The following is a 22,395-nucleotide window of genomic DNA, read 5'->3' on the forward strand; positions in this document are numbered from 1 at the left end:
GGGGGATCGTTCCGAGAGCGAAAACGGGAGCGGCGTGTGAGACGGGCGCGCACTTAGTAAGGTGGAAGCAGATAACACCGGCGACCTCGCGTATTCTGAGATCATCATAACGGTTTGGTGCTGTCTTCGCGTTAACTTGGATCCCCGTAAAATTACGGGATTTGGTCGGGCGTGCGTTCCATTCAAGATATTTACCGGGAGGTCGTGCGATGAACGGGCAGTCGTCTGGAGGAGAGGTCTTCGTCGTCGATGACGATCCGGCGGTGCGCGAGACACTGTCGATCGTGCTGTCGGCGGCGGGCTATCAGGTGATCTGCTTCGCCGATGGTGAATCGTTGCTTGCCGTGGCGCGCAATCGCAGCCCCGCCTGCATCCTGCTCGACGTTCACATTCCCGGCCGGTCCGGCCTCGACATTCTGGCCGAGCTGCACGCCGAGGACTACCCGGCGCCGATCTTCATGATTTCGGGCAAAGGCGACATCGCGATGGCGGTCAACGCCATCAAGAACGGCGCCCTGGATTTCATCGAGAAGCCATTCCGCGGCAAGGAGATCGTGTCGCGGGTCGAGGAGGCGATCGAAGCGTTCTCGCGGCGGCGCGACGCCAGCCAGGGCAGCAAGGCGCCATCCTACAATTTCCCGGGCAAGGAGCCGCTCACCTTGCGCGAGCGCGAGGTGCTGGAGCTGTTCTCCTCGGGCAACACCAACAAGGAAGCCGGCCGGCACCTCGGCATCAGCCCGCGCACCATCGAGTATCACCGCGCCAACATCATGAAGAAGCTCGGCGCCCGCAACGCGACCGATCTGGTGCGGATCGTCATGTCGGCCCAGAAATAGCCGGGCCATGCGCCGGCAGCGTCGCCGCTGCCGGCTGATACGTCGCCGCGACGCTTACATCGTTCCCGGGAAGGCACCGCCGTCGAGCAGCAGGTTCTGGCCGGTGATGTAGCCGGCGTGCACGCTGCACAGGAATGCGCAGGCTGCGCCGAATTCCTCCGATGTCCCGAACCGTCCCGCCGGGTTTTCGTTCTTCCGCGCTTCCAGGATCTGCTCGGCCGGCTTGCCGGTCGCCTTGGCCTGGCCGGCCGCGACGCCGCGCAGCCGATCGGTGTCGAACGGTCCCGGCAGCAGCGCGTTGATCGTCACGTTGTGTCGGACGGTCTTGCGCGACAGGCCGGCGACGAATCCGGTCAGGCCGGAGCGTGCACCGTTGGACAGGCCGAGCACGTCGATCGGCGCCTTCACGGCCGCCGAGGTGATGTTGACGATGCGGCCGAACTTGCGCTCGATCATCTTGTCGACGGTCGCCTTGATCAGTTCGATCGGCGTCAGCATGTTGGCGTCGAGCGCCTTGATCCAGTCGTCGCGGGTCCAGTCGCGGAAGTCGCCCGGCGGCGGGCCACCGGCATTGTTGATCAGGATGTCCGGCTCCGGGCACGCCTTCAGCGCGGCGGCGCGGCCTTCCGGGGTGGTGATGTCGCCGGCGACGTCGATGATCTCGACATCCGGATAGGCCTTGCGCAGCTCGGCTGCAGCCAGCGCCAGCGCCTCGGCGCCGCGTGCGGTCATCGTCACATGGACGCCTTCGGCGGCGAGCGCCGCAGCGCAGCCGCGGCCAAGTCCCTTGCTCGATGCGCACACCAGCGCGCGGCGGCCTTTGATTCCGAGATCCACGGTTCACTCCAGCTTGGATGGCGATGTCGGTGAGGGCGGTACTGTAGCCAAGCCGTTTCGGCATGGTAAGGGGAAGGCCACGCATAACACATCAACGGGAAACGCGGCATGGATCCATTGTTCGACGTCAGCAACGAAGTCATTCTGGTCACCGGTGCGTCGCAGGGGCTGGGCCGACAATTCGCCCGCGTGCTCGCCGCGCGCGGCGCTGCGGTCGCGCTGGCGGCGCGGCAGACCGACAAGCTGCAGAGCCTCGAACAAGAGATCAGGGACAGCGGCGGACGCGCCGTGGCGGTGCGGATGGACGTCACCGATCTCGGCTCGATGGCGAGCGCGCTCGATCAGGCCGAGGCCGCGCTCGGCCCGATCACCGTGCTGATCAACAATGCCGGCGTCGCCACCGAGAAACTTGCGGTCGATCAGACCGAGGCCGATTGGGACAAGGTGATCGACGCCAATCTGAAGGGCGCTTACTTCCTGGCGACCGAAGTGGCGCGCCGGATGATCGCACGCCAGCAGGGCGGCAACATCGTCAACATCGCTTCGGTGCTCGGCCAGAGCGTGCTGAAATTCGTCTCGCCTTACGCGATCTCGAAGGCCGGCATCATCCAGGCCACCAAGGCGATGGCGCTGGAGCTCGCCAGCTCGCGCATCCGCGTCAACGCGCTGGCGCCAGGCTACATCGACACCGACATCAATCGCGAGCTGTGGTCGACGCCCGCCGGCGAGAAGCTCGTCAAGAGCATCCCGCAACGCCGCGTCGGTCACGAATCCGACCTCGACGGCGCCATCCTGCTGCTTGCCTCGAGCGCCTCGCGCTACATGACCGGCAGCGTGGTGACGGTGGATGGCGGATTCTTGCTGGGGTAGCAATCGGCACCATGCTTCGTTCATTGTTCCGGGACGCGAGCGCAGCTCGCTGGTCCCAAATCCATACGCGCTGCGGCGCGATGGGAAGCATGAGTGTTTCTCACCCATGCCTAATCGCGAGCGCATTCGCATCACTGCATTTGACGGTCTGTGCGCTCGGTAGGCAGGCGCCATCCGTCATTCCGGGGCGCTCGCCGAAGGCGAGCGAACCCGGAATCTCGAGGAGTTCATCCGCGCGGGCGCCGCGGGGACCAACTTCTGGATTCCGGGTTCGCGCTGCGCGCGCCCCGGAATGACAAAGCCGGGTAGATGCGCGCGTCAGTGCGCCCGCATCTCCTCACGGATCATATCCGCCGCTTTCTCGCCGATCATGATCGTCGGCGCGTTGGTGTTGCCGCCGATCAAGGTGGGCATCACCGAGGCGTCGACGATGCGCAAGGATCCGACGCCCTTCACCCGCAGCCGTGAATCCACCACGGCCTCCGGATCATTGTCCGCGCCCATCTTGCAGGTGCCGACCGGGTGGTACACAGTGTCGACGCGGGCGCGCAGGATGGCGCGGATGTCGTCGTCGGTGTGGACGTTCGCGGTGAACAGATCCTTCTGCTGCAGCGCGCGCAGCGCCGGCGTCTGCATCAGCCGCTGCGTGGTCTTGTAGCCGGCCACCATGGTTTCGATGTCTGCCGGATCGCCGAGGAAATTCGGATCGATCTGCGGCGGTGCCAACGGATCGGAACTGCTCAGCCCGACGCTGCCGCGGCTTTTCGGCCGCAGCAGGCAGAAGTGGCAAGAGAACCCCGTGCCCCAGTGCCGCTTGCGGCCGTGATCGTCGACCATCGCCATGCCGAAATGCAACTGGATATCGGGCACGTCGAGGTCGGGCCGGGTCTTCAGGAAGCCGCCGCATTCGGCGAAGTTGGTGGTCAAAGGCCCGCGCCCCTCGCGGCGATATTGACCGATGGTCGACAATAGGCGCGCGATCCCGGTGAAGCTGGTGCCGGTGAAATACGGCGCATCGGACTGATAGGCGAAGATGAAGTCGGGGTGATCCTGCAGGTTCTGACCGACACCCGGCAGATGGTGCACCACGTCGATGCCGTGCGTTTTCAGCGCAGCGGCGTCGCCGATGCCGGACAGCATCAACAACTGCGGCGATTGAAACGCCCCGGAGGCGAGGATCACTTCGCGGCGGGCGCGGATCTCGCGGATCTGATCGTTCTGCCGATAGGCGACGCCGACCGCGCGGCCGCATTCGACCAGAATCCGCGTCGCCTGCGCCTCGGTCTCGACCCGCAGATTGCGGCGCGTGGCGATGTGCGGATGGACGTAAGCACGCGCCGCGCTCCAGCGCTCGCCGTTGTGCTGTGTGAGCTGATACGGACCGAGCCCTTCCTGTTCCTCGCCGTTGAAGTCATCGCGAATCCGGAACTGCGCCTCGCGCGCCGCCTGCAGGAAGATCTCGTGCACCGGATTATCGGTGCGCAGCCGGTCGACATGCAGCGGCCCACTCTGGCCGTGATAGGCACCGTTGAACTCGGTGTTGTTCTCCGAGCGCTTGAAATAGGGCAGCACGTCGGCATAGGACCAGCCTACATTGCCGAGTTCGGCCCAATGGTCGTAGTCCCATTTGTGGCCGCGAATATAGACCATGGCGTTGATCGCCGACGAGCCGCCGAGGCCCTTGCCGCGCGGCTGATAGCCGATCCGGCCGTTGAGGCCGGGCTGCGGCACCGTCTCGAAATGCCAGTTGTTGAGCTTGCTCGGCACCATCAGCGACAGCGCGTAGGGCGTCTTCACCACCCAATTGTCGGCGGTGCCGCCGGCTTCGAGCAGCACCACCGAGGTGCCGGCATCCTCCGACAGCCGGCCGGCGACGGCACAACCGCCCGAGCCGCCGCCGACCACGACGAAGTCCACTGTTTCGCTCACGAGCGTTTCCCTCCGCGATGTTGTTTTATTGGTTGCCGCCGGCTTCTTCGGCCGTGCGGGTCTTCTCGTCGGAGCGTTTTCGCGCGAAGTGGCCGCCGGTTCGCGTGACGAAAACGCGTCGAACCAGCTAAGACATCAGGCGCAGCAGCTTCGAGAGCCGCGCGATCTTGCCGCCGTAGGGCGGATACAGATCCGCGAAGCGGTTGTAGGGCGAGCGGTAGAAGATCGGCTTCATCTTGGTGAAGGTATTGAAGCCCCATTCGCCGTGATACGCGCCGGTGCCCGAAGCGCCGACGCCGCCCATCGGCTGGTTCACCTGGGCGAAATGCACCAGGCAATCGTTGATGGTGACGCCGCCCGAGACGGTCCGCGCCAGCACCTCATCGCGGGCGGCGTCGTCGGTACCGAACCAGTACAGCGCCAGCGGCCGGTCGCGGCCGTTGACGAAGGCGATCGGCTCGGTCGGCTCGCGATAGCCGAGGATCGGCAGCAGCGGGCCGAAGATCTCCTCCTGCATGATCTTCATCTCGGGGGTGACGCCGAGCACGATGGTCGGCGGGAATTTGCGCTGGCCCGCCCAGGCGGCCTCGCCCGCGGAGGCCGGCTGCAGCAGCCGCGCGCCGTGCGCGACGGCGTCGTCGACCAGGCCTTTCAGCCGCGCGTAGTGATGCTCGGCGATGATCGAGGTGTAGTCCGGATTCGCCGGATCGGTGCCCCACATCTGCTGCATCGCGCCCCAGATCTTTCCGGCGAGGGCTTCGACCCGGTCCTGCGGCGCCAGCACGTAGTCGGGCGCGATGCAGGTCTGGCCGGCGTTCATCAGCTTGGCGTAGGCGATCCGCGGTGCCACCTCGTCGAGATCGGCCGAGCGGTCGACGATCGTCGGCGACTTGCCGCCGAGTTCGAGCGTGACCGGGGTGAGGTTCTTGCCCGCTTCCGCGGCGACGATGCGGCCGACCCGGGTCGAGCCGGTGAACATCAGATGATCGAACGGGAGGCGGGCGAACGCCTCGGCGACGCCGGGTTCGATTCCCGTCACCACCATCTCGCTGGCGTCGAACTTGGCTGCGACGGTCTCCTGCAGCAGCGCGGTGAAGTGCGGCGACAATTCGCTCGGCTTGATCATCACCCGGTTGCCGGCGGCGATCGCGCCGATCGCCGGAGCGATCGTGAGCTGCAGCGGATAATTCCACGGCGCAATCACCCCGACCACGCCGAGCGGCTGCGGCAGCAGCCGGTTCTTGCCGGGCAGGAACTGGAGCTGGGTCGACACCTTGCGCGGCGCCATCCAGCGCTTCAGATGCCGCGAGGTGTGCTTGATGTCGCCGAGCAGGCTGAGCGTCTCGGCGATCAGCGTCTCGGTGGTGCTGCGGTGGCCGAAATCGGCGGAGATCGCCTGTTCGAATCGGCTTTCGTTGTCCTTGATCAAGGTGCGCAGCCGGGCGAGCCGGTCCAGGCGCTGCTCCAGCGTCGGCGGCGGCTCGGCACGCGAGCTTTCGAACATGCGATGAAAGCTGTCGTGGAGCGCATTGCCCCCGAAACCGCCGACCGGCTGGTCCATCTTCCGCTCCCTGCGATGCCCGTTTGGTTGGAGAATGGGCTGATTTTGCCGAAGTCTCGCAGGGGAAGGGCGTTCCGGCAACCACACCCGGTTCCGTCCGTCATATAATCTTGAAAAACTTCGCCCAAATCCGCCCTTGGGGCTTTGCAAATCCCCCCGGTGTTGGTAGACACCCCTCGCGCCCCGGGCATTCGCCCCGGGCACCTTCTCAGGAAGCCTCCGGGAGGATCGATCAGCGCCTTTGGGCGTTGATGGTCATCGGTTTTCTGAAAGCCGCGCAAAGGTTTAACGCGGGGTGGAGCAGCCCGGTAGCTCGTCAGGCTCATAACCTGAAGGTCAGAGGTTCAAATCCTCTCCCCGCAACCAAATCTCGATCGTCAGATCAGTGAAAAAGCCCGCCGCGTGCGGGCTTTTTCATGTCTTGTAGCTGAGGCGATGGGGCGAGACGGATTGGGTGGCGCCTGCGGCACGTGACGATCTTGCAGCCTGCGCGACAGCTAAACTGAAGATCGGCCAAGAGATCGGCCAAAGTCGCTCGAAGATCGAATTTTTATAATTCGTATCAATATATTATCTGAATTCAGGATTGGCCAAGGGGCGGCACCGCCCGCCGCGGATCGGACCAGCCGGATCCAGTGCCGGTTTTGCTGCTGGGCCAGCTCGCGGTGGATAAAGCCTGTCAAGGTCAGGGGCACGCCGCTTCATTACTGCAGTTCGCGTTGAAGTCGGCACTGCGCGCCGCCGAGATCGTGGGATGTGGCGGCGTGGTCACCCATCCGCTCGACGACGGTGTCCGTGGGTTCTATGCGAGTTGGGGCTTCAGGGATCTGCCGTTTGATCCTCGGCGTGCGATGATCATTCGGATGTCTGAACTGAAACAACATTTCGGTATCGCGATCGGATCAGCGTCGCCTTCCGGGTTGATCCTCCCGCGCCCGATCTGATCTAACGGACACGACCTCGGCCGCCAGCGGGCGCTGCGCTTGCACCGCTGGTGGTGAACCGGACATCTGACGTGAAATCGCTCGGCATCATCTTCCTGCTGGCCCTGGCCGTGTTCGCCTACGGGCTGTATTCGGACATCACGCTGACGCGCTGCGCGCGCGGGACGATCACGGCTGCGCTCGGCCTGTGCTCGGGCAGCGACTGACCTCGGCCGTTCGCAACCGATCGGGTTTGCGGACGTAACTCATCGGCATCAATCGAGGAGGGCCGGGCGGCATGAGCGCAGGCGACAGCGGCGGCTTTTACGAGGGCGTTGCGGTGTTTCGCGGCTTCCGCAGCCTGATGGATCCTGCCCTCTACGCGCCGCTGCCGGACGATTGGACCGTCGGCGTCGCCGACATTGTCGATTCCACCCGCGCGATCGCCGAGCAGCGCTACAAGTCGGTCAACATGGCCGGGGCGGCGGTGATCGCGGCGGTGACCAACGCGCTTCAAGGCCGCGAATTCCCGTTCGTGTTCGGCGGCGACGGCGCCGGCTTTGCGGTGGCGCCGGCCGATCTTGTTGCGGCCCGTGAAGCGCTGGCGGCGACCGCGGCCTGGGTGCGCGATGAGCTCGGTCTGACGATGCGGATCGCGCTGGTGCCGGTCGCGGCGATCCGCGCCAAGGGGCTGGAGGTTCGCGTCGCCCGGTTCGCGCCTTCGCCGCACGTCAGCTATGCGATGTTCGCCGGTGGCGGCCTCGGCTGGGCCGAAGCCGCGATGAAGCGTGGCGAGTTTTCGATTCCGCCGGCGCCGCCCGGGACTGCGCCGGATCTTTCCGGCCTGTCATGCCGGTTCGAGGAAATGCCGGCGCGGCGCGGGGTGATTCTGTCGGTGCTGATCATGCCGACCGCGCAGGCCGATCCCGCGGCGTTCCGCACTCTGATCGAGGACATCGTGTCGCTGATCGAGCGCAGCCCCGAGGCGGGCAGGCCGGTGCCGGGCGAGGGCCCGGCATTGCGTTGGCCGCCGCAGGGCTTCGACCTCGAAGCGCGCGCCGGGCAGGGCAGACCGTTGACGATGCGCCGAGCGGCGCTCTTGGTTCAGACGCTGTTCAGCTATCTGATCATGCGGCTGGGCATCACCGTGCGCGGCTTCGTGCCGCGGACTTACTTGACCGAGCTGGTCGAGAACTCAGACTTCCGCAAATACGACGACGGACTACGCATGGTGGTCGACTGCGCGCCGGAGCTCGCCGACGCACTGGAGCAGAAGCTGGCCACGGCGGCGGACGCGGGCGTCGCGCGCTACGGCGTGTCGCGGCAGCAGTCGGCGATGGTGACGTGTTTTACACCGTCGGTGGCGCGCAGCGATCACGTCCACTTCATCGACGGGGCAGGCGGGGGCTATGCGTCCGCCGCCCTGGCTTTGAAGGCGATGCCCGATAGGGCGGTTGCTTAGCGCGTCAGCGTCCAGGTCTCGCCGCCGCACAGCGTCCCGACGCAGCCTTCGACCAGCAAGGTGGTCGGGCCGGTGTGCGAGATGCTGCTCTGGTAGGTCTTGCCATCGTCGGCATTATAGATGTGGCCGCTCCATTTGCCCTGCGACACCGGGCGCATGTCGCCGAAAATCTGCAGGCCGATGATCGGGCGCGACGCGAGCTGCGGATCGGCGTTCTTATCGTCGACCTGCGGCTTGCCGGTGTTGGGGTCGGTCGGCTGCTTCAGCCAAACGATGGTGCCGCACAGCGCGTTGCCGCAGCCCTTGATCCGGACCTTGGCGTCGCCGGCCTGGGTCAGCCAGGTACCCTGCGGGCCGGCCGATTGGGCCACCGCCGCTGCGGATGACAGCGACACCAGGGCAACCAAAGCGGCAACGACGAAACCGGACCGAACGGCCATTCCATACCTCCAAACGATACGCGCGGGAGCCGCGAACAGCATTCAGAAGCAGTGCGGCGGGCGGTTGGATAACAGAGCGCCCGATTCGTGCAATCGTGTGACCCCCGCCGGGCGCTGGGGATAAATGCGATTCACTTGACCCAGCGTGTCAGGTGGATCGCCCCGGCGGTGCCGAGGCCGTAGACCGCCATCGCCACGCCCACCATCGCGAACATCGCCGACGCCGGCGCCCCGAAGGTGACCAACGCCGAGCCACCAACGGCCACCAGCACCAGCCTCGCGGTCGCGGCCAGCACCGGGCCGCCGACCTTGGCGGCGCCCTGGCTGGCGAAATAAAGCGTCACGCCGAGGCCGAAAAATCCGAAGCCGGGGCCGGCGAGGTGGAAGTACGCATGCGCGGCCGCGGTGACGGCAGGATCGGCGGTGAACAGCGACACCCATAGCGATGGCCGGATCGCCAGCACCGCGCCGACCGCTCCGACGATCAGTGCGGACACTGCGCCGGCGGTCCAGGCCACCCGCCGCGCGCGGGCGATATCACCGGCGCCGATCGCCATCCCGACCATCGGGATCGAGGCGACGCCCACCGCGAACGCGATCGGGATCAGCAGGAATTCCAGGCGCGAGCCGATGCCGTAGCCGGCGAGCGTCGTGGTGCCGTAGCTCGCCAGCACCTTGGTGAAGATCAGGATCGTCAGCACCGACTGCAGGGGAGCAAGGCAGGCCAGGGCGCCGACCTTGAGGATGTCGATGAAGATCGGCCGCTGCAGGCTGAACGAGCGCAGTTGCAGCCGCAGCCTGCTGCGGCCTCTGACGAGATAGAGCAGCAGAAACAGCGCACCGAGCGTGAAGGCGACCGCCTGGCCCGAGGCGACGCCGGGCATGCCGAGTCGCGGCATGCCGAACAGGCCGAGTCCGAACGCGCCGCCGATCACAACCTGCAGAGCTGCGACGCCGAGCAGCACCGCGGACGGCAGGATCATGTCGCCGGTGCCGCGTAGAATCGAAGCCAGCGTGTTCACCAGCCAGATCGATACCGCGGCCGAGAACAGCACGACCGAATAGCTGCTGGCTTGTTCCAGCACTTCGCCGCGGCCACCGAGCAGTGCGAACAGCGAGCGGCCGAACGTCAGCATCACTAGCGAGAACACCAGCCCGCCGCCGATCCCGATCAGGATCGCGTGCAGAGCCAGAACACCTGCCCGGTGTGTATCACCTGCGCCGAGGGCGCGGCTGATCGCCGATGAGACGCCGCCGCCCATCGCGCCGGCCGACATCATCTGCGTCAGCATCGCGAACGGAAAAACCAGCGCGATCGCCGCCAGCGGCTCGGTGCCGAGACGGCCAATGTACAAGGTCTCGGCGACCGCCACCAGGGCGGTGCCGAGCATCGCGATCGTGTTCGGGACTGCCAGTCGCAGCAGAGTCGGCAGGATCGGCGCGGTCAGCAGCCGGTTCGGCGGCGGAGCGGGCAGCGGCGTATCGGCGGGGGCCTCGATGGTCATGCGGTCGCTCCCCGGATGCCGCCTCGCGATCTGCGGCGGTCTTTTGTATGATGATTAACATACAATAACCACAGGGCCGTGTCCGGCACAAGCGGCGGGGCATTGCAGGACACGCGGGCGCGACGGCGTTTCGTGCAGAGCTCCGGGACGCCGGCCTCGCAGCGGCACCCCTGCATTCGGCGCAGAACCCGAATACCGCCGGGACGGATGGTCAAATCTCCCAAACCAGGGCATGAAGAAAGACAAATATTCTCCGGGAGAGGAATCCGCCCATGAAGGCAGCTCAGCTCAGCGCGTTTCAGCGCTGGTCGATCCTGATCGGCGCGTCGGTGCTGCTCAGCCTCGCCATGGGCATGCGGCAGAGCTTCGGGCTGTTTCAGCCCTCGGTGATCCGCGACGTCGGCATCACCAGCGCCGACTTCTCCTTCGCGACAGCATTGCAGAACATCATCTGGGGCGTCACGCAGCCGATGGTGGGATTGATCGCTGACCGCTACGGCACCCGCTGGGTGATGGCCGGCGGCGTCGTGGTCTATGCGGCTGGTCTCGTCCTCATGATGGTCGCTGACTCGGCCTTGATGTTCACACTTGGATGCGGCGTGTGTGTCGGCATTGCGCTGTCGTGCACCGCCTCCAGCATGACCATGACGGTGACCTCGCGCACGGTATCGCCGGCCAAGCGCAGCGTCGCGATGGGTGCGGTCTCGGCTGCCGGCTCGCTCGGCCTGGTGCTGGCCTCGCCGCTGGCGCAGACGCTGATCTCGACCGCCGGCTGGCAGATGGCGCTGATCGGCTTCCTCGGCCTCGCCGCCGCGATGCTGCCGTCGGCGCTGTTCGCCGGCCGCGCCGACAAGCTGGAAATCGACAAGGCCGACGACGTCAAGCAGTCGGCCGGCGAAGTGGTGCAGGCCGCGCTCGGCCATTCCGGCTTCATGGTGATGGCGATCGCGTTCTTCGTCTGCGGTCTGCAGCTCGTGTTCATCACCACGCATCTGCCGAACTATCTGGCGATCTGTGGTCTCGATCCGTCGCTCGGCGCCTCGGCGCTGGCGGTGATCGGCCTGTTCAACGTGTTCGGCTCCTACGCCTTCGGCTGGCTCGGGGGGCGCTATCCCAAGCAATATCTGCTCGGCGGAATCTACATCGTGCGATCGCTGGCGGTCGCGGCGTATTTCTATTTCCCGGCGTCGCCGACCTCGACCATCGTGTTCGCTGCGATCATGGGCTCGCTGTGGCTCGGGGTGATTCCGCTGGTGAACGGCCTGGTCGCGCAACTGTTCGGGCTGCGCTACATGGCGACGCTGACCGGCATCGCCTTCCTCAGCCATCAGGTAGGCTCGTTCCTCGGCGCCTGGGGCGGCGGGGTGATCTACGACCACCTCGGCAATTACGACCGCGCCTGGCAGGCCGCGGTGCTGATCGGTCTGATCGCCGGCTGCGCCCAGATGCTGATGAACGTCCGGCCGCCGCGCAAGCGTGAGGAACTGGTGGTGCCCGCGACGGCCTGAGCCGTCAGCGGTGGGGCGCGGGCGTACTGTGGTACGTTTCGCTCCCTGACGGTAAGCCCTTCACGAAACAGCGGTATTGTCGGCAGCCCGGACACTGTGACACGCTGTTGCAAGTTAGAATAGATATTGGGTCCGAGCCGGGAACCTTTTATAAGGGTTCCCGTTAAGACGACGTCCCCCACCCATCGTGGAAATGAATCATGACCTTCACGCTTCCCGAATTGCCGTATGCCTACGACGCGCTGCAGCCGTACATGTCTAAGGAGACGCTCGAATATCACCACGACAAGCATCATCAGGCGTATGTCACCAACGGCAACAACCTGCTGAAGGGCACCGAATTCGAGGGCAAGTCGCTCGAGGAGGTGGTCAAGGGCTCGTTCAATAAGAACGCCCCGCTGTTCAACAACGCAGCCCAGCACTACAACCACATCCACTTCTGGAAGTGGATGAAGCCGAACGGCGGCGGGACCAAGCTGCCCGGTGCGCTGGCCAAGAAGATCGACGAAGACCTCGGCGGCTTCGAGAAGTTCAAGACCGATTTCGCCGCTGCCGGCGCCGGCCAGTTCGGCTCGGGCTGGGCCTGGCTCGCGGTCAAGGACGGCAAGCTGGAGATCTCCAAGACCCCGAACGGCGAGAATCCGCTGGTGCACGGCGCCACCCCGATTCTCGGCGTCGACGTCTGGGAGCACTCCTACTACATCGACTATCGCAACAAGCGTCCGGACTACCTGAAGGCTTTCATCGAGAACCTGATCAACTGGGAGTACGTCGAGGAGATGTACGCGAAGGCCTGATCACGCGCCGAGCGCGCAGATCGGAAGCGGCGGTCGCGGTGCGGCCGCCGTTTCGCTTTGGCAGCGCGCACCGGCAGCGCGGATTGCGGCCGTAGCTACCCCGACATCGTGTGCAGCAGGAAGGTCAGCGCGGTCGCGGCGAACACCTGCATGTTGTCGACGCGGTCGGCGCTCGCCGTCTCCAGCGTCATCACCGCCTGCTTCGGCCCGGCCACGGCGATGCAGGTGTGGCCGGCGGCATCGCCGTAGCGATTGCCCGAAGGGCCTGCGGCGCCGGTCTCCGACAGCTCCCAGTCGGCGCCGAGCCGGGAGCGGATCTGTTTCGCCAGAAGCTCGGCATACGGCTCCGACGACGAGCGCATGCCCTCCACCTTCATGTCGGCATCGGGAATGTCCATCAGCACCCGCCGCGCCTGCCGGGTGTAGACCACCGCCGAGCCGAGGAAGTACGCCGAGGCGCCGGGCACCGCGAGCAGCGCCGCGGCGATCAATCCGCCGGTCGACGACTCGGCCACCGCGATCGTCTGCTTCTGCGCGATCAGCCGGATCGCGACCTTTTCCGCCAGCGGCAGCAGCTCGTTCATCATTGCATCGCCCCGTATTGGCGGTCGCCGGCAGCCTGTGCGCGACCGTTCGCATCATCGGCGAATCGGCGCTCGCCTCGCGCTTACGAGACAGAACCGTCGCGCCTCCGGCAAGCTGATCTTGCGCCGTCGCCGCCTCCCGATGCGGGGCATGAGAATATCTCAGGAAACGTGGCGAGAACCTCGTTTGCCGCCGGACCGCGCCAGGGCGGATACTTCGCACCGGGACGACATGTCCGGGAAGGCTGCGATGTCGACATGCTCAGACTGCGCGACGATCGATCGGCGCCGGAGCAGAAGGGTGTGGGCTCGGCTCGGCGCGACGCTTGCGCTGTGGCGCCGGCGGCGGAGCGGGCGCACCGACCTCGCCAGGTTCTCGGCGCGCGAACTGCGCGATCTCGGCCTGTCCCGCGGCGACATGATCCACGAAGCGGCAAAGCCGTTCTGGCGCGCCTGATCGGCGGCGCGGCACAGCGGAGTTTCGGTCATGGTGCTTGCCCGAGCCGCGGCTCAGCGCGCCACGGCGAAGCTGCTCCACACCAGGCTGGCTCCGGATAAGAACAGCAGCGCCAGCACCACGTTGCGGAACGAGCGGTCGCTCAGCGCGTGATAGGTCCGGGCGCCGAGCCAGGCGCCGATCAGGATCGCGGGCAGCGCGAACAGCGCCGCGTGCAACACCTGCCGCGTTACCAGCCCGTGCGCGGTCTGCAGGATCAGCGCCGCGATCAGCACGGTGGAGTTGAACGCCTGAAACACGCCGCGGCGCTGATGCTTGTCCCAGCCGCGGATGCTCGCCCACAGGATCGGCGGCGGGCCCGACAGTCCGGCAAAGCCGCCCATTACTCCGCCGACCCAGCCGATCACGCCATCCATCCAGCGCCCGCCGAAGGTCAGCGCCATCGGCGGAGTGAAATACAGCGCAGGCGGGAAGATCAGAAGAAACAGGCCGACGAACAGTTTGAAGCCCCACGGGTCGGCATACGCCACCAGCATGCTGCCCGGGATCACCCCGGCGAGCCCCCCGATCAGGAACGGCGTCACCAGTTTGAAGTCGATGTGCTGCCACACCATCCGCATCGTCGAGGCCTGCGAGGCCATCGAGCACAGCAGCACCAGCGGCACCGACAGCGTCGGCGGGAAGACGTACAGCCAGAACCCGAGCGACACCAGCGCCATGCCGAAGCCCGACAGGCCGGAGACGAAGCCGCCGCACAGCGCGCCGGCGATCAGGACAATGAGGGTAGTTAGTTCCATCGGCGTCGATGCGGCTGCGCAATTCCGCCGGGCGGAACCCGTCGCGCATCCTTGGATGATTGTGGTTGCGGGCAGCTTTGTGCAGGCTGTGGTTCGGGCTTATAGCATCTGACAGCCCCCGAAGAGCAAAATAAGAGTTGCACATGTCGGCAGGAAACAAACAAGCCGCCGCGCCCGCGGCCAAGCCCGGTAACGCCGCGAACCTGATCGCGCCCGACACCACCGGACTGAATTTTTATCGCGCCGATCCGTCGCTCGCTGATCTGCTCCGCATCCATCTGCCGAAAGCGCTGGTCGATCACATCGAGCCGCATCTCGATGCGCTCGGCGCCTTGGCCGGCGGCCGGCTCGACGAGTGTGCGCGGCTCGCCGACCGCCACACGCCGATCCTACATCAGCGCGACCGGTTCGGCTGTGACGCCCAATATGTCGAGTATCACCCGGCGTATCGCGAGCTCGAGAACGCCGCATTCGGCACCTTCGGCATTCACGCGCTGTCGCACCGCAAGGGCATCATGGGCTGGCCGGAGACTTATCCGGTGACCGCCAAGCACGCCTTCACGCTGCTGTTCAACGAGACCGAATTCGGCATGGGCTGCCCGATCAACGTCACCGACGGCTGCGCCAAGCTGCTGTCGAAATTCGGCAGCGACGAATTGAAGGCGAAGTATCTCGACGGTTTGACCCAGACCGACATGAGCAAGCTGACGCAAGGTGGCCAGTTCATGACCGAGAAGGAGGGCGGCTCCGACGTCGGCACGCTGACCTCGGTGGCGGTGCCGGACGGCGATCACTGGCGGCTGTATGGCGAGAAGTGGTTCTGCTCCAACGCCGACGCCAAGGTGGTGATGCTGCTGGCGCGGCCCGAAGGCGCCGGCCCCGGTACCCGCGGCGTCGGTCTGTTTCTGATGCCGCGCGTGCTCGACGACGGCACGCCCAATCACTACCGGATCGTCCGTCTGAAGGATAAGCTCGGCACCCGCTCGATGGCGTCGGGCGAGATCAAGCTCGAAGGCGCGATCGCCTACGCGGTCGGCAAGCTCGACCGCGGCTTCGTGCAGATGGCCGAGATGGTGAACTCATCGCGGCTGTCGAACGGCGTGAAGTCGACCGCCTTGATGCGCCGCGCCTGGCACGATGCGATCACGGTGGCGAAGAACCGTGTGGTGTTCGGCAGCCGTATCATCGACCTGCCGCTGGCGCGGCGGCAATTGATGAAGATCCTGCTGCCGACCGAGCAGGGAATGTCGATCAGCTTCCTCACCGCCGACGCGCTCGACCGCGCCGAGGGCGGCAGCCAGGACGCCGCGGCGCTGCTGCGTATTCTCACGCCCACGCTGAAATTCCGTGCCACCCGCGATGCGCGCAAAGTCTGTGGTGATGCGCTCGAGATGCGCGGCGGCATCGGTTATGTCGAAGAGTTCGCCACCGCGCGCCTGCTGCGCGACGCGCATCTCGGCTCGATCTGGGAGGGCACCGGCAACATCGTGGCGATCGATGCGCTCAAGCGCGCGATCGGCCGGCATGGTGCGGAGTCGGCGCTCGCCGCCGATCTGCATGCCCGGCTCGACGATGCGGCGCGCGTGCCGCAGGCCTGGCGCGACCGGCTGCGCGGACTGATCGACAAGTCGATCGATCTTGCTCGCGAGGTTGCGCGCGGCGCGGGCAACGAGGCCGACGCCCGCCGCGCAACTAGCGCGCTGTATCATGTCGCCAGCGCGGTGGCGTTCGCCGGGGAAGGCGCGAAGATCGAAGCGATGCGCGGCGATGCCCGCCGCGTGCTGCTGTCGCGGCTCGCCGTCGAGCATCGGCTGTATCAGCCCGATCCGTTCGCCGCTCAGGACGGTAAGCTCGAACTCGCGATCGCCGATCACCTGCTCGGCGACCGCGCCGCCACCATGGAGGAGATCGCGCCGTTGCTGGCGGCGTAGGGTGCGAGTCTGAAATCTCTTCCCGCCATTGCGAGGAGCGAAGCGACGAAGCAATCCGGCGCTGTGCTCGGAGCTCTCGATTGCTTTGCTTCGCTCGCAATGACGACGGATTGTGGTGGCGTTCGTCGCTGACTAATCGACCAGCGCCCTCGGCGGCGTGAAGCCGCCGAATTCGCGTTCGATCAGTTCGGCGAGCTTCAGAGGGGTGCGGTCTTCCAGCCACGGGCCGACGATCTGCACGCCGACGGGCAGGCCGTCGTCCGACATTCCCACCGGGATCGCGGTCGACGGCAGGCCGGGCAGGGTGGCGATGCCGGGCCACACCAGTTGATCGACGTAGGGATAGGCCTTGCCGTCGATCTCGATGCGGCGGTCTTCCTGCGGCTCGGAGTGATCCTGGGTGTAGGCCGGCGTCGGCATCACCGGGCAGATCACCGCGTCGATCGATTTGAACAGTTCGTGCCATTGCGCTCGCAGGCCGGTGCGGCGGCTGTCGGCGGCGACCCAGTCGCGATGGCTTAGCACGATGCCGCGCAGCCGCTCGGCGGCGAGGCTGTCGTCCTTGGCGTCGAGCCGGGCCGCCATCTCCTGCGCGCCGGCGTACAGCTCGGGCGGGAAGCCGGCGGCGAGGAACGACAGCAGCATCCGCATATACACCCGCGAGGTCTCGGCGAGATCCGGCAGCAGCGGCGACTGCCGCTCGACGCGGACGCCGGCCCTGGTCAGCCCGGCCGCCAGCGTTTGCAGCGCGCCGCGCACCGCCGCGCCGGTCGGCAGCAGCGGATGGGTATCCAGCAGCAGCACGCGGAAATCCTTCAGTGTGGTGTGCCGCGCTGCCGGCAGATCGAGTTGGTACGCAATGCCGTCGAACACCGGATCGGTGCCGGCGATGACGTCGAGCAGCAGCGCCAGATCGGCGGCCGAGCGCGCCATCGGGCCGATCACCGACAGGTCGCGGTTGGATGGCAGCGGCGGAAACGGCGGCGGGGTATGGCCGCGCGCCGGGCACAGCCCGAAGGTCGGCTTGTGGGCATAGACGCCGCAGTAATGCGCCGGCACCCGCAACGAGCCGCCGATGTCGGAGCCGAGCGACAGCGCGCCATAGCCGGCGGCGAGCGCGGCCGACGAGCCGCCGGACGAGCCGCCGGGCGTGCGAGACAGATCGAAGGGGTTGCCGGTGGTGCCGTACACGTCGTTGTAGCTCTGCCAGTCGCCGAGCGCGACCGGCACGTTGGTTTTGCCGAGGATCACGCCGCCGGCGGCCTTGACCCGCTGGATCGCCAGCGCGTCCTGTTGCGCCACGAAATTCTTCTGCTCGACGAAGCCCCAGGTGGTCGGCAGTCCGGCGACGTTGAAGCTCTCCTTCACCGTCAGCGGGATGCCGAGCAGCGGCTCGCGTCCGCCGCGTGACAGCGCCAGATTGGCCGCTCGGGCGCTCTGCAGCGCGCGGTCGAAGTCGCGGACACAGATCGCGTTGATCTTGTCGTCGTGGCGCTCGATTCGTCCGATCGCGTCCTGAGTGAGTTCGACGGCGGAGACCTGTTTGGTCTTCAAGGCTTGTGCAAGGTCGGTGACAGTCGCGAAGCTCCAGGACGAGACGGGCAAGATGGCTTTCTCCGGGTTCGAGGCGGGGGACGAGCTGGGCCGGAGCTTAGTCGGTTCTTGGGCCTGCGGTAGTGGCTTGCCGCGGGAGCTGATCCGATCAGTTCCAGGGGGCTCGCGATTATTTCCGCCAAGCGAGATATTCTTGACTTAGGTCAAGGATCATTCCACGAATGTTCTATTGCATACTCGCCTGGGTAGAAATTGCCGTTCGGCGGCAGCATGGCGCCAGCGGGCAGCGCAACGAGCGGGGGCAGGGCGCGAGGCGACGTAGTTGCCTGCGAGGCGATACAGGTGCCGCATGAGGAATTCGCACCATCCGCCAGACGCGGAGTGGGTGCATCGAGTCTCCCTTGACTTAAAGCTCCGGCGGTTTCCGGAGCTTCTTTATTTCCGGCCCTGAAGTTTCTGGTCCTTCCACACGGCTTTCGGAGGGACGCGTGGCTGAGCAGCGGGTTCAGCCGCGGAAATCCTGCGGCGTAAAGCCGATGTCGAGCACCCGCCATTCGCGATATTTATCGGCCGGCAACATCGTATAGGGCTGGCACGCTTCCAGTGCGGCGATCGCGCCTCTCATCAGCGCCGGGCCCTTGGCCGAGGCGCTGGCTTCGATCAGAAACGGCTCCTGGGCGAGCCGACCGTCCGGCGTCAGCCCGACCCGGATCACGATCTTGACGTTGTCGGCCGGCGACAGCCCTGCCGGCAGGGCGGCGCAGGATCTCAATCGCTTGCGCAGCGCCGCCACCGCCTCCGCGCTGATGTTGGCGACGGTTTCGGCCGGCGCGTCGAACCCGCCGCCCTCGGCCGGCAGGCCGAGCGCCACCGAGTATTTCACGGTGATGTCCGGCTCCTGCGGGATCGCGGGTGGGAAGGGCATCGGCGCTGCTGCCGGTTTGGCCGGTTGAGGCTGCTGCTGCGGTGCCGGCTGTTGTTGCGGCGGAGGCGCCGGGGCCTGCGCGTTCTGCTGCGGCGGAGGCTGTGGAGCGGGCGGTGGCGGCTTGGTCTCGGCCGGCTGCTGCTGGGCGGCGAGGGCCTGCTGCTGCGGCTTGGGCTGCTCGGCTGGCGTCTGCGGCACCTCGAAACTCGGCGCCTGTTGCTCGTCCGGCTTCTGATCCGGCTCTTTCTCCGGCACCGGCGGCGGCGCTTCGTCGGCAGTCACCACTTCGACCTCGATCCGCTGTTCCGGCACTTCGGCGAAGGGATGCACCTCGGCGAGCAGCAGCACCGCGCCGACTAGCACGACATGCGCCAGCACCGACACCGCAGCACCAGCGCGGTCGGAGGTCGGCGAAGCTATCGGAACAAGGCGGAGCCGCATCACCGCGCCAGCATAGCGTAGCCCGGCGGCGGAGCGGAGTCGTTCTTGGCTTTGGAGCCGCGATCGTGCCCTCGCCGTTCGGCGGCGAGGGCACGGCAGGATCGGATCGCTCAGGCGGTCGCGGCGACCTTGTTCTGCGCTTGCGGCCAGTAGCGGTCCTTGAGGTGGCGCTTGACCAGCTTGCCGGTCGGGGTGCGCGGCAGCTCGGCCTCGAAGTCGACCGAGCGCGGGCACTTGATCGGCGACAGCCGCTCGCGGCAGAACGCGATCAGCTCGGCCGCCCGCTCGGCGCTGGGCGCGGCGCCGTCGCGAAGCTGCACCACCGCCTTGACCTCTTCGCCCATCTCGGGGTTCGGCACGCCGAACACCGCGACGTCGGCGACGTCGGGATGGGTCAGCAGCACGTCCTCGGTCTCCTGCGGGTAGATGTTCACGCCGCCGGAGATGATCATGTAGCTCTTGCGGTCGGTGAGATACAAAAACCCCTCGTCGTCGAGATAGCCGACGTCGCCCAGCGTCGACCAGCCCTTTTCATTGTAGGCCTTCTTGGTCTTGTCCGGATCGTTGTGATAGCTGAACGACGGCGCATCGGCGAAGTACACGGTGCCGATTTCGCCGACAGGCAGTTCGTCGCCGTCGTCATCGAGGATCTTGATGGTGCCGACCACCGCCTTGCCGACCGTGCCGCGATGCGTGAGCCATTGCTGCGAGGTCGAGACCGTGACGCCGTTGCCTTCGGAGCCGGCGTAGTACTCGATCAGGATCGGGCCCCACCACTCGATCATCTTGGCCTTTACGTCGACCGGGCAGGGTGCGGCGGCGTGGATTGCGCCCTTCAGGGACGACACGTCGTAGCGGCTGCGGATCGCGTCGGGGAGCTTCAGCATCCGCACGAACATCGTCGGCACGAGCTGCGACTGCGTCACCTTGTACTTCTCGACCAGCGCTAGGAACTGCTCGGCGTCGAAATGCTCCATGATGATCGAGGTGCCGCCGAGCGTGGTCGCCATCATGTTGAAGCGCAGCGGAGCCGCGTGATACAGCGGCGCCGGCGACAGATAGATGCTGCCGTCGTTCATGCCGCACATCTTCTCGCACAACAGGCGCAGGAACGGGCTCGGCACGTCGATGGCGCTACCTTCGAATTCGCGCTTGATGCCCTTCGGCCGACCGGTGGTGCCGGAGGAATACAGCATGTCGTATCCGGCGACCTCGTCGGCGATCGGCGTAGTCGGCTGCGCGGCGGTTTCCTGCTCCCACGAACGGAAGCCGGCGACCGGCTGGTCGACCATGTAGTAGAGCGGCGCGCCCGGTGCGTCCGACAGCAGCGCCTTCATCGTCTCGCTGCCCTGAGCGGAGGTGATCACCACCTTGGCGCCGCAGTCCTGAACGATGTAGCCGATCTCGTCCTTGGTCAAATAGCGACTGATCGCGGTGTAATACAGGCCGGCGCGCTGCGCCGCCCAGCAGATCTCCATGAACGCCAGCCGGTTCTCCATCAACAGCGCGATGTGATCGCCGGCCTTCAGCCCCAGCGACCGGAACAGATGCGCGCCCTGGTTGGAGCGCTCGTCGAGCTGTCGATAAGTCAGAGCCTGGCCGGTCGAGGCCATCCGGTAGGCGACTTTGTCGGGGGTGGTCTTGGCGTGAATCGACGGATGCGTCATGGGATTTCCTCTCGGTGATGCGGCGGATTGATTCCGCTCTGTCTGGCACTGAACCTCATGATGAGGAGCGCGCCGTTAGGCGCGCGTCTCGAACCATGAGGGTATAGAGCACATCCTTCGAGACGCCCGGCTCGGCCCTTCGGGCTGTGCCGGGCTCCTCAGGATGAGGCCTTGCGGCTTGTTGTCGTTACAGCCGCTCGACGATGGTGACGTTGGCCATGCCGCCGCCCTCGCACATCGTCTGCAGGCCGTAGCGCTTGTTGTTCTGCTTCAGCGCGTGGATCAGGGTGGTCATGAGCTTGGTGCCGGAGCCGCCGAGCGGATGGCCGAGCGCGATCGCGCCGCCGTTGACGTTGAGCCGGGCCGGATCGGCGCCGGTCGCCTTCAGCCACGCGGCCGGGATCGAGGCGAAGGCTTCGTTGACCTCGAACAGATCGATGTCGTCGATCTTCATCCCGGCCCTCTTCAGCGCGTATTCGGTGGCGGGCAGCGGGGCTTCCAGCATGATCACCGGATCGCCGCCGCGCATCGTCATGTGATGAACGCGGGCGAGCGGCTGCACGCCGAGCTGCTTCAGGCCCTTCTCGTTGACTACCACCACGCCGGAGGCACCGTCGCAGATCTGGCTGGCGGTCGCCGCGGTCAGCTTGCCGCCGTTCTCGTTGATCAGCTTGACGCCCTTGATGCCGTCGAGTGTGGCGTCGAAGCGGATGCCTTCGTCGATATGGTGGATGTCGGTCGAGCCGTCGGCGCGGGTGATCTCGAGCGGGATGATCTCGTCCTTGAACTTGCCTCCTTGCGTCGCGGCGATCGCGCGCTGGTGGCTGTTGAACGCGAATTCGTCGAGTTCGTCCTTCGACAGGTTGTACTTGTTCGCCACCATTTCGGCGCCGACGAACTGGCTGAACTGGATGTTCGGGTAGCGCTCTTCCATCTTCGGGCTCTTGTAGTTACCGAGCCCGGCCTTGGCGGCGAGTATGCTCGGCGAGCCCATCGGTACGCGGGTCATCGACTCGACGCCGGCAGCGATCACGATATCCATGGTGCCGGCCATCACCGCCTGTGCGGCGAAATGCAGCGCCTGCTGCGACGAGCCGCACTGCCGGTCGACCGACGTGCCCGGCACGCTTTCCGGCAGCTTCGAGGCCAGCACCGCGTTGCGGCCGATATTGACGGCCTGCTCGCCGCCTTGGCCGACGCAGCCCATGATCACGTCTTCGATCTGATCCGGCGCGGCGCCCGAGCGGTCGACCAGCGCGTTGATGACCGAGGCGGCGAGATCGACCGGATGCCAGCCGGCCAGACGACCTCCCTTGCGGCCGCCGGCGGTGCGGGCAGCGGCGACGATATAGGCCTCGGCCATGTGTTCTC

The 22,395-nt window shown here is 66.2% G+C and carries 20 protein-coding genes and 1 tRNA gene; 10 read left to right on the forward strand and 11 right to left on the reverse strand.

Annotated elements, in window-relative coordinates; translation table 11 throughout:
• The first annotated feature begins 209 nt into the window (after nt 1-209).
• Entirely contained in the window at nt 210-836 is a 627-nt protein-coding gene (locus tag FLL57_RS04325; protein WP_013503515.1) for a response regulator transcription factor, read from the forward strand.
• A 54-nt stretch (nt 837-890) separates the two neighbouring features.
• On the opposite strand, the gene FLL57_RS04330 is transcribed toward FLL57_RS04325, so the two are convergent.
• On the reverse strand, nt 891-1,673 hold the full coding sequence (locus tag FLL57_RS04330) for an SDR family oxidoreductase (protein ID WP_047309142.1): 783 nt from the start codon (nt 1,671-1,673) through the stop codon (nt 891-893).
• 108 nt (nt 1,674-1,781) lie between these two features.
• Between FLL57_RS04330 and FLL57_RS04335 the strand changes: the two genes are divergently transcribed.
• Entirely contained in the window at nt 1,782-2,543 is a 762-nt protein-coding gene (locus FLL57_RS04335) for a glucose 1-dehydrogenase (protein WP_142882231.1), read from the forward strand.
• A 318-nt stretch (nt 2,544-2,861) separates the two neighbouring features.
• Here FLL57_RS04335 and FLL57_RS04340 read toward each other — a convergent pair whose 3' ends face one another.
• Together FLL57_RS04340 and FLL57_RS04345 are read right to left on the reverse strand one after the other, a co-directional pair.
• Nucleotides 2,862-4,472 carry a GMC family oxidoreductase gene (locus FLL57_RS04340; RefSeq protein WP_142882232.1) on the reverse strand — a complete coding sequence of 537 codons (1,611 nt, stop codon included), beginning with the start codon at nt 4,470-4,472 and terminating at the stop codon, nt 2,862-2,864.
• Nucleotides 4,473-4,599: 127 nt separating this feature from the next.
• On the reverse strand, nt 4,600-6,033 hold the full coding sequence (locus FLL57_RS04345; RefSeq protein WP_047307158.1) for a coniferyl aldehyde dehydrogenase: 1,434 nt from the start codon (nt 6,031-6,033) through the stop codon (nt 4,600-4,602).
• Between the two features lie 289 nt (nt 6,034-6,322).
• On the opposite strand from FLL57_RS04345, the gene FLL57_RS04350 reads away from it, so the two are divergent.
• The 4 genes from FLL57_RS04350 (at nt 6,323) to FLL57_RS04360 (ending at nt 8,418) form a co-directional block, all read left to right on the forward strand.
• Nucleotides 6,323-6,399 (forward strand) — tRNA-Met (locus tag FLL57_RS04350).
• A gap of 269 nt (nt 6,400-6,668) precedes the next feature.
• On the forward strand, nt 6,669-6,977 hold the full coding sequence (locus FLL57_RS04355) for a GNAT family N-acetyltransferase (RefSeq protein ID WP_235677209.1): 309 nt from the start codon (nt 6,669-6,671) through the stop codon (nt 6,975-6,977).
• A gap of 71 nt (nt 6,978-7,048) precedes the next feature.
• Entirely contained in the window at nt 7,049-7,183 is a 135-nt protein-coding gene (locus FLL57_RS23590; RefSeq protein WP_013503510.1) for a hypothetical protein, read from the forward strand.
• A 71-nt stretch (nt 7,184-7,254) separates the two neighbouring features.
• Complete coding sequence (locus FLL57_RS04360) at nt 7,255-8,418, forward strand: DUF3095 domain-containing protein (RefSeq protein ID WP_142882233.1); 1,164 nt, start codon at nt 7,255-7,257, stop codon at nt 8,416-8,418.
• Here FLL57_RS04360 and FLL57_RS04365 read toward each other — a convergent pair.
• Together FLL57_RS04365 and FLL57_RS04370 are read right to left on the reverse strand one after the other, a co-directional pair.
• Nucleotides 8,415-8,858 (reverse strand): DUF2147 domain-containing protein, encoded by a 444-nt coding sequence (locus tag FLL57_RS04365; protein WP_013503509.1) that lies wholly within the window; start codon nt 8,856-8,858, stop codon nt 8,415-8,417. The genes FLL57_RS04360 and FLL57_RS04365 overlap by 4 nt on opposite strands.
• Nucleotides 8,859-8,989: 131 nt before the next feature.
• Complete coding sequence (locus FLL57_RS04370) at nt 8,990-10,363, reverse strand: MATE family efflux transporter (protein WP_142882234.1); 1,374 nt, start codon at nt 10,361-10,363, stop codon at nt 8,990-8,992.
• Nucleotides 10,364-10,635: 272 nt separating this feature from the next.
• Between FLL57_RS04370 and FLL57_RS04375 the strand changes: the two genes are divergently transcribed.
• Both FLL57_RS04375 and FLL57_RS04380 read left to right on the forward strand, forming a co-directional pair.
• Complete coding sequence (locus tag FLL57_RS04375) at nt 10,636-11,871, forward strand: MFS transporter (RefSeq protein WP_047307155.1); 1,236 nt, start codon at nt 10,636-10,638, stop codon at nt 11,869-11,871.
• Nucleotides 11,872-12,071: 200 nt separating this feature from the next.
• Nucleotides 12,072-12,668, forward strand: coding sequence for a superoxide dismutase (locus FLL57_RS04380; RefSeq protein WP_047307154.1), 597 nt, complete (start codon nt 12,072-12,074; stop codon nt 12,666-12,668).
• Between the two features lie 95 nt (nt 12,669-12,763).
• On the opposite strand, the gene FLL57_RS04385 is transcribed toward FLL57_RS04380, so the two are convergent.
• Nucleotides 12,764-13,252: a CinA family protein gene (locus tag FLL57_RS04385; RefSeq protein WP_142882235.1), complete on the reverse strand. Its 489-nt coding sequence runs from the start codon at nt 13,250-13,252 to the stop codon at nt 12,764-12,766.
• Nucleotides 13,253-13,553: 301 nt separating this feature from the next.
• On the opposite strand from FLL57_RS04385, the gene FLL57_RS04390 reads away from it, so the two are divergent.
• Nucleotides 13,554-13,709 (forward strand): DUF1127 domain-containing protein, encoded by a 156-nt coding sequence (locus FLL57_RS04390; RefSeq protein WP_234713221.1) that lies wholly within the window; start codon nt 13,554-13,556, stop codon nt 13,707-13,709.
• 53 nt (nt 13,710-13,762) lie between these two features.
• Here the strand turns inward: FLL57_RS04390 and FLL57_RS04395 are convergent, their stop codons facing one another.
• Nucleotides 13,763-14,506, reverse strand: coding sequence for a sulfite exporter TauE/SafE family protein (locus FLL57_RS04395; RefSeq protein WP_047307153.1), 744 nt, complete (start codon nt 14,504-14,506; stop codon nt 13,763-13,765).
• Nucleotides 14,507-14,649: 143 nt separating this feature from the next.
• On the opposite strand from FLL57_RS04395, the gene FLL57_RS04400 reads away from it, so the two are divergent.
• Complete coding sequence (locus tag FLL57_RS04400; RefSeq protein WP_142882236.1) at nt 14,650-16,437, forward strand: acyl-CoA dehydrogenase family protein; 1,788 nt, start codon at nt 14,650-14,652, stop codon at nt 16,435-16,437.
• A gap of 132 nt (nt 16,438-16,569) precedes the next feature.
• Here the strand turns inward: FLL57_RS04400 and FLL57_RS04405 are convergent, their stop codons facing one another.
• From FLL57_RS04405 to FLL57_RS04420, 4 genes are all read right to left on the reverse strand, one after another.
• Nucleotides 16,570-18,042, reverse strand: coding sequence for an amidase (locus tag FLL57_RS04405; protein WP_142882237.1), 1,473 nt, complete (start codon nt 18,040-18,042; stop codon nt 16,570-16,572).
• Nucleotides 18,043-18,496: 454 nt separating this feature from the next.
• Nucleotides 18,497-19,357, reverse strand: a complete 861-nt coding sequence (locus tag FLL57_RS04410; RefSeq protein WP_142882238.1) for a hypothetical protein — start codon at nt 19,355-19,357, stop codon at nt 18,497-18,499.
• A 110-nt stretch (nt 19,358-19,467) separates the two neighbouring features.
• On the reverse strand, nt 19,468-21,024 hold the full coding sequence (locus FLL57_RS04415; RefSeq protein WP_142882239.1) for an acyl-CoA synthetase: 1,557 nt from the start codon (nt 21,022-21,024) through the stop codon (nt 19,468-19,470).
• Nucleotides 21,025-21,211: 187 nt separating this feature from the next.
• Nucleotides 21,212-22,387 carry an acetyl-CoA C-acetyltransferase gene (locus FLL57_RS04420; protein ID WP_142882240.1) on the reverse strand — a complete coding sequence of 392 codons (1,176 nt, stop codon included), beginning with the start codon at nt 22,385-22,387 and terminating at the stop codon, nt 21,212-21,214.
• Between the last annotated feature and the right edge of the window lie 8 nt (nt 22,388-22,395).

This window comes from Rhodopseudomonas palustris (genome assembly GCF_007005445.1).
In the GTDB taxonomy this organism is placed as follows: Bacteria; Pseudomonadota; Alphaproteobacteria; order Rhizobiales; family Xanthobacteraceae; genus Rhodopseudomonas; species Rhodopseudomonas palustris_G.

What these genes read in the sequence shown, in the direction of transcription:
- FLL57_RS04325 (WP_013503515.1), top strand. Translation starts at nt 210, where the DNA reads ATGAACGGGCAGTCGTCTGGAGGAGAGGTCTTCGTCGTCGATGACGAT.
- FLL57_RS04335 (WP_142882231.1), top strand. Translation starts at nt 1,782, where the DNA reads ATGGATCCATTGTTCGACGTCAGCAACGAAGTCATTCTGGTCACCGGT.
- FLL57_RS04345 (WP_047307158.1), bottom strand. Translation starts at nt 6,033, where the DNA reads ATGGACCAGCCGGTCGGCGGTTTCGGGGGCAATGCGCTCCACGACAGC.
- FLL57_RS04360 (WP_142882233.1), top strand. Translation starts at nt 7,255, where the DNA reads ATGAGCGCAGGCGACAGCGGCGGCTTTTACGAGGGCGTTGCGGTGTTT.
- FLL57_RS04365 (WP_013503509.1), bottom strand. Translation starts at nt 8,858, where the DNA reads ATGGCCGTTCGGTCCGGTTTCGTCGTTGCCGCTTTGGTTGCCCTGGTG.
- FLL57_RS04370 (WP_142882234.1), bottom strand. Translation starts at nt 10,363, where the DNA reads ATGACCATCGAGGCCCCCGCCGATACGCCGCTGCCCGCTCCGCCGCCG.
- FLL57_RS04375 (WP_047307155.1), top strand. Translation starts at nt 10,636, where the DNA reads ATGAAGGCAGCTCAGCTCAGCGCGTTTCAGCGCTGGTCGATCCTGATC.
- FLL57_RS04380 (WP_047307154.1), top strand. Translation starts at nt 12,072, where the DNA reads ATGACCTTCACGCTTCCCGAATTGCCGTATGCCTACGACGCGCTGCAG.
- FLL57_RS04385 (WP_142882235.1), bottom strand. Translation starts at nt 13,252, where the DNA reads ATGAACGAGCTGCTGCCGCTGGCGGAAAAGGTCGCGATCCGGCTGATC.
- FLL57_RS04395 (WP_047307153.1), bottom strand. Translation starts at nt 14,506, where the DNA reads ATGGAACTAACTACCCTCATTGTCCTGATCGCCGGCGCGCTGTGCGGC.
- FLL57_RS04400 (WP_142882236.1), top strand. Translation starts at nt 14,650, where the DNA reads ATGTCGGCAGGAAACAAACAAGCCGCCGCGCCCGCGGCCAAGCCCGGT.
- FLL57_RS04410 (WP_142882238.1), bottom strand. Translation starts at nt 19,357, where the DNA reads ATGCGGCTCCGCCTTGTTCCGATAGCTTCGCCGACCTCCGACCGCGCT.
- FLL57_RS04415 (WP_142882239.1), bottom strand. Translation starts at nt 21,024, where the DNA reads ATGACGCATCCGTCGATTCACGCCAAGACCACCCCCGACAAAGTCGCC.
- FLL57_RS04420 (WP_142882240.1), bottom strand. Translation starts at nt 22,387, where the DNA reads ATGGCCGAGGCCTATATCGTCGCCGCTGCCCGCACCGCCGGCGGCCGC.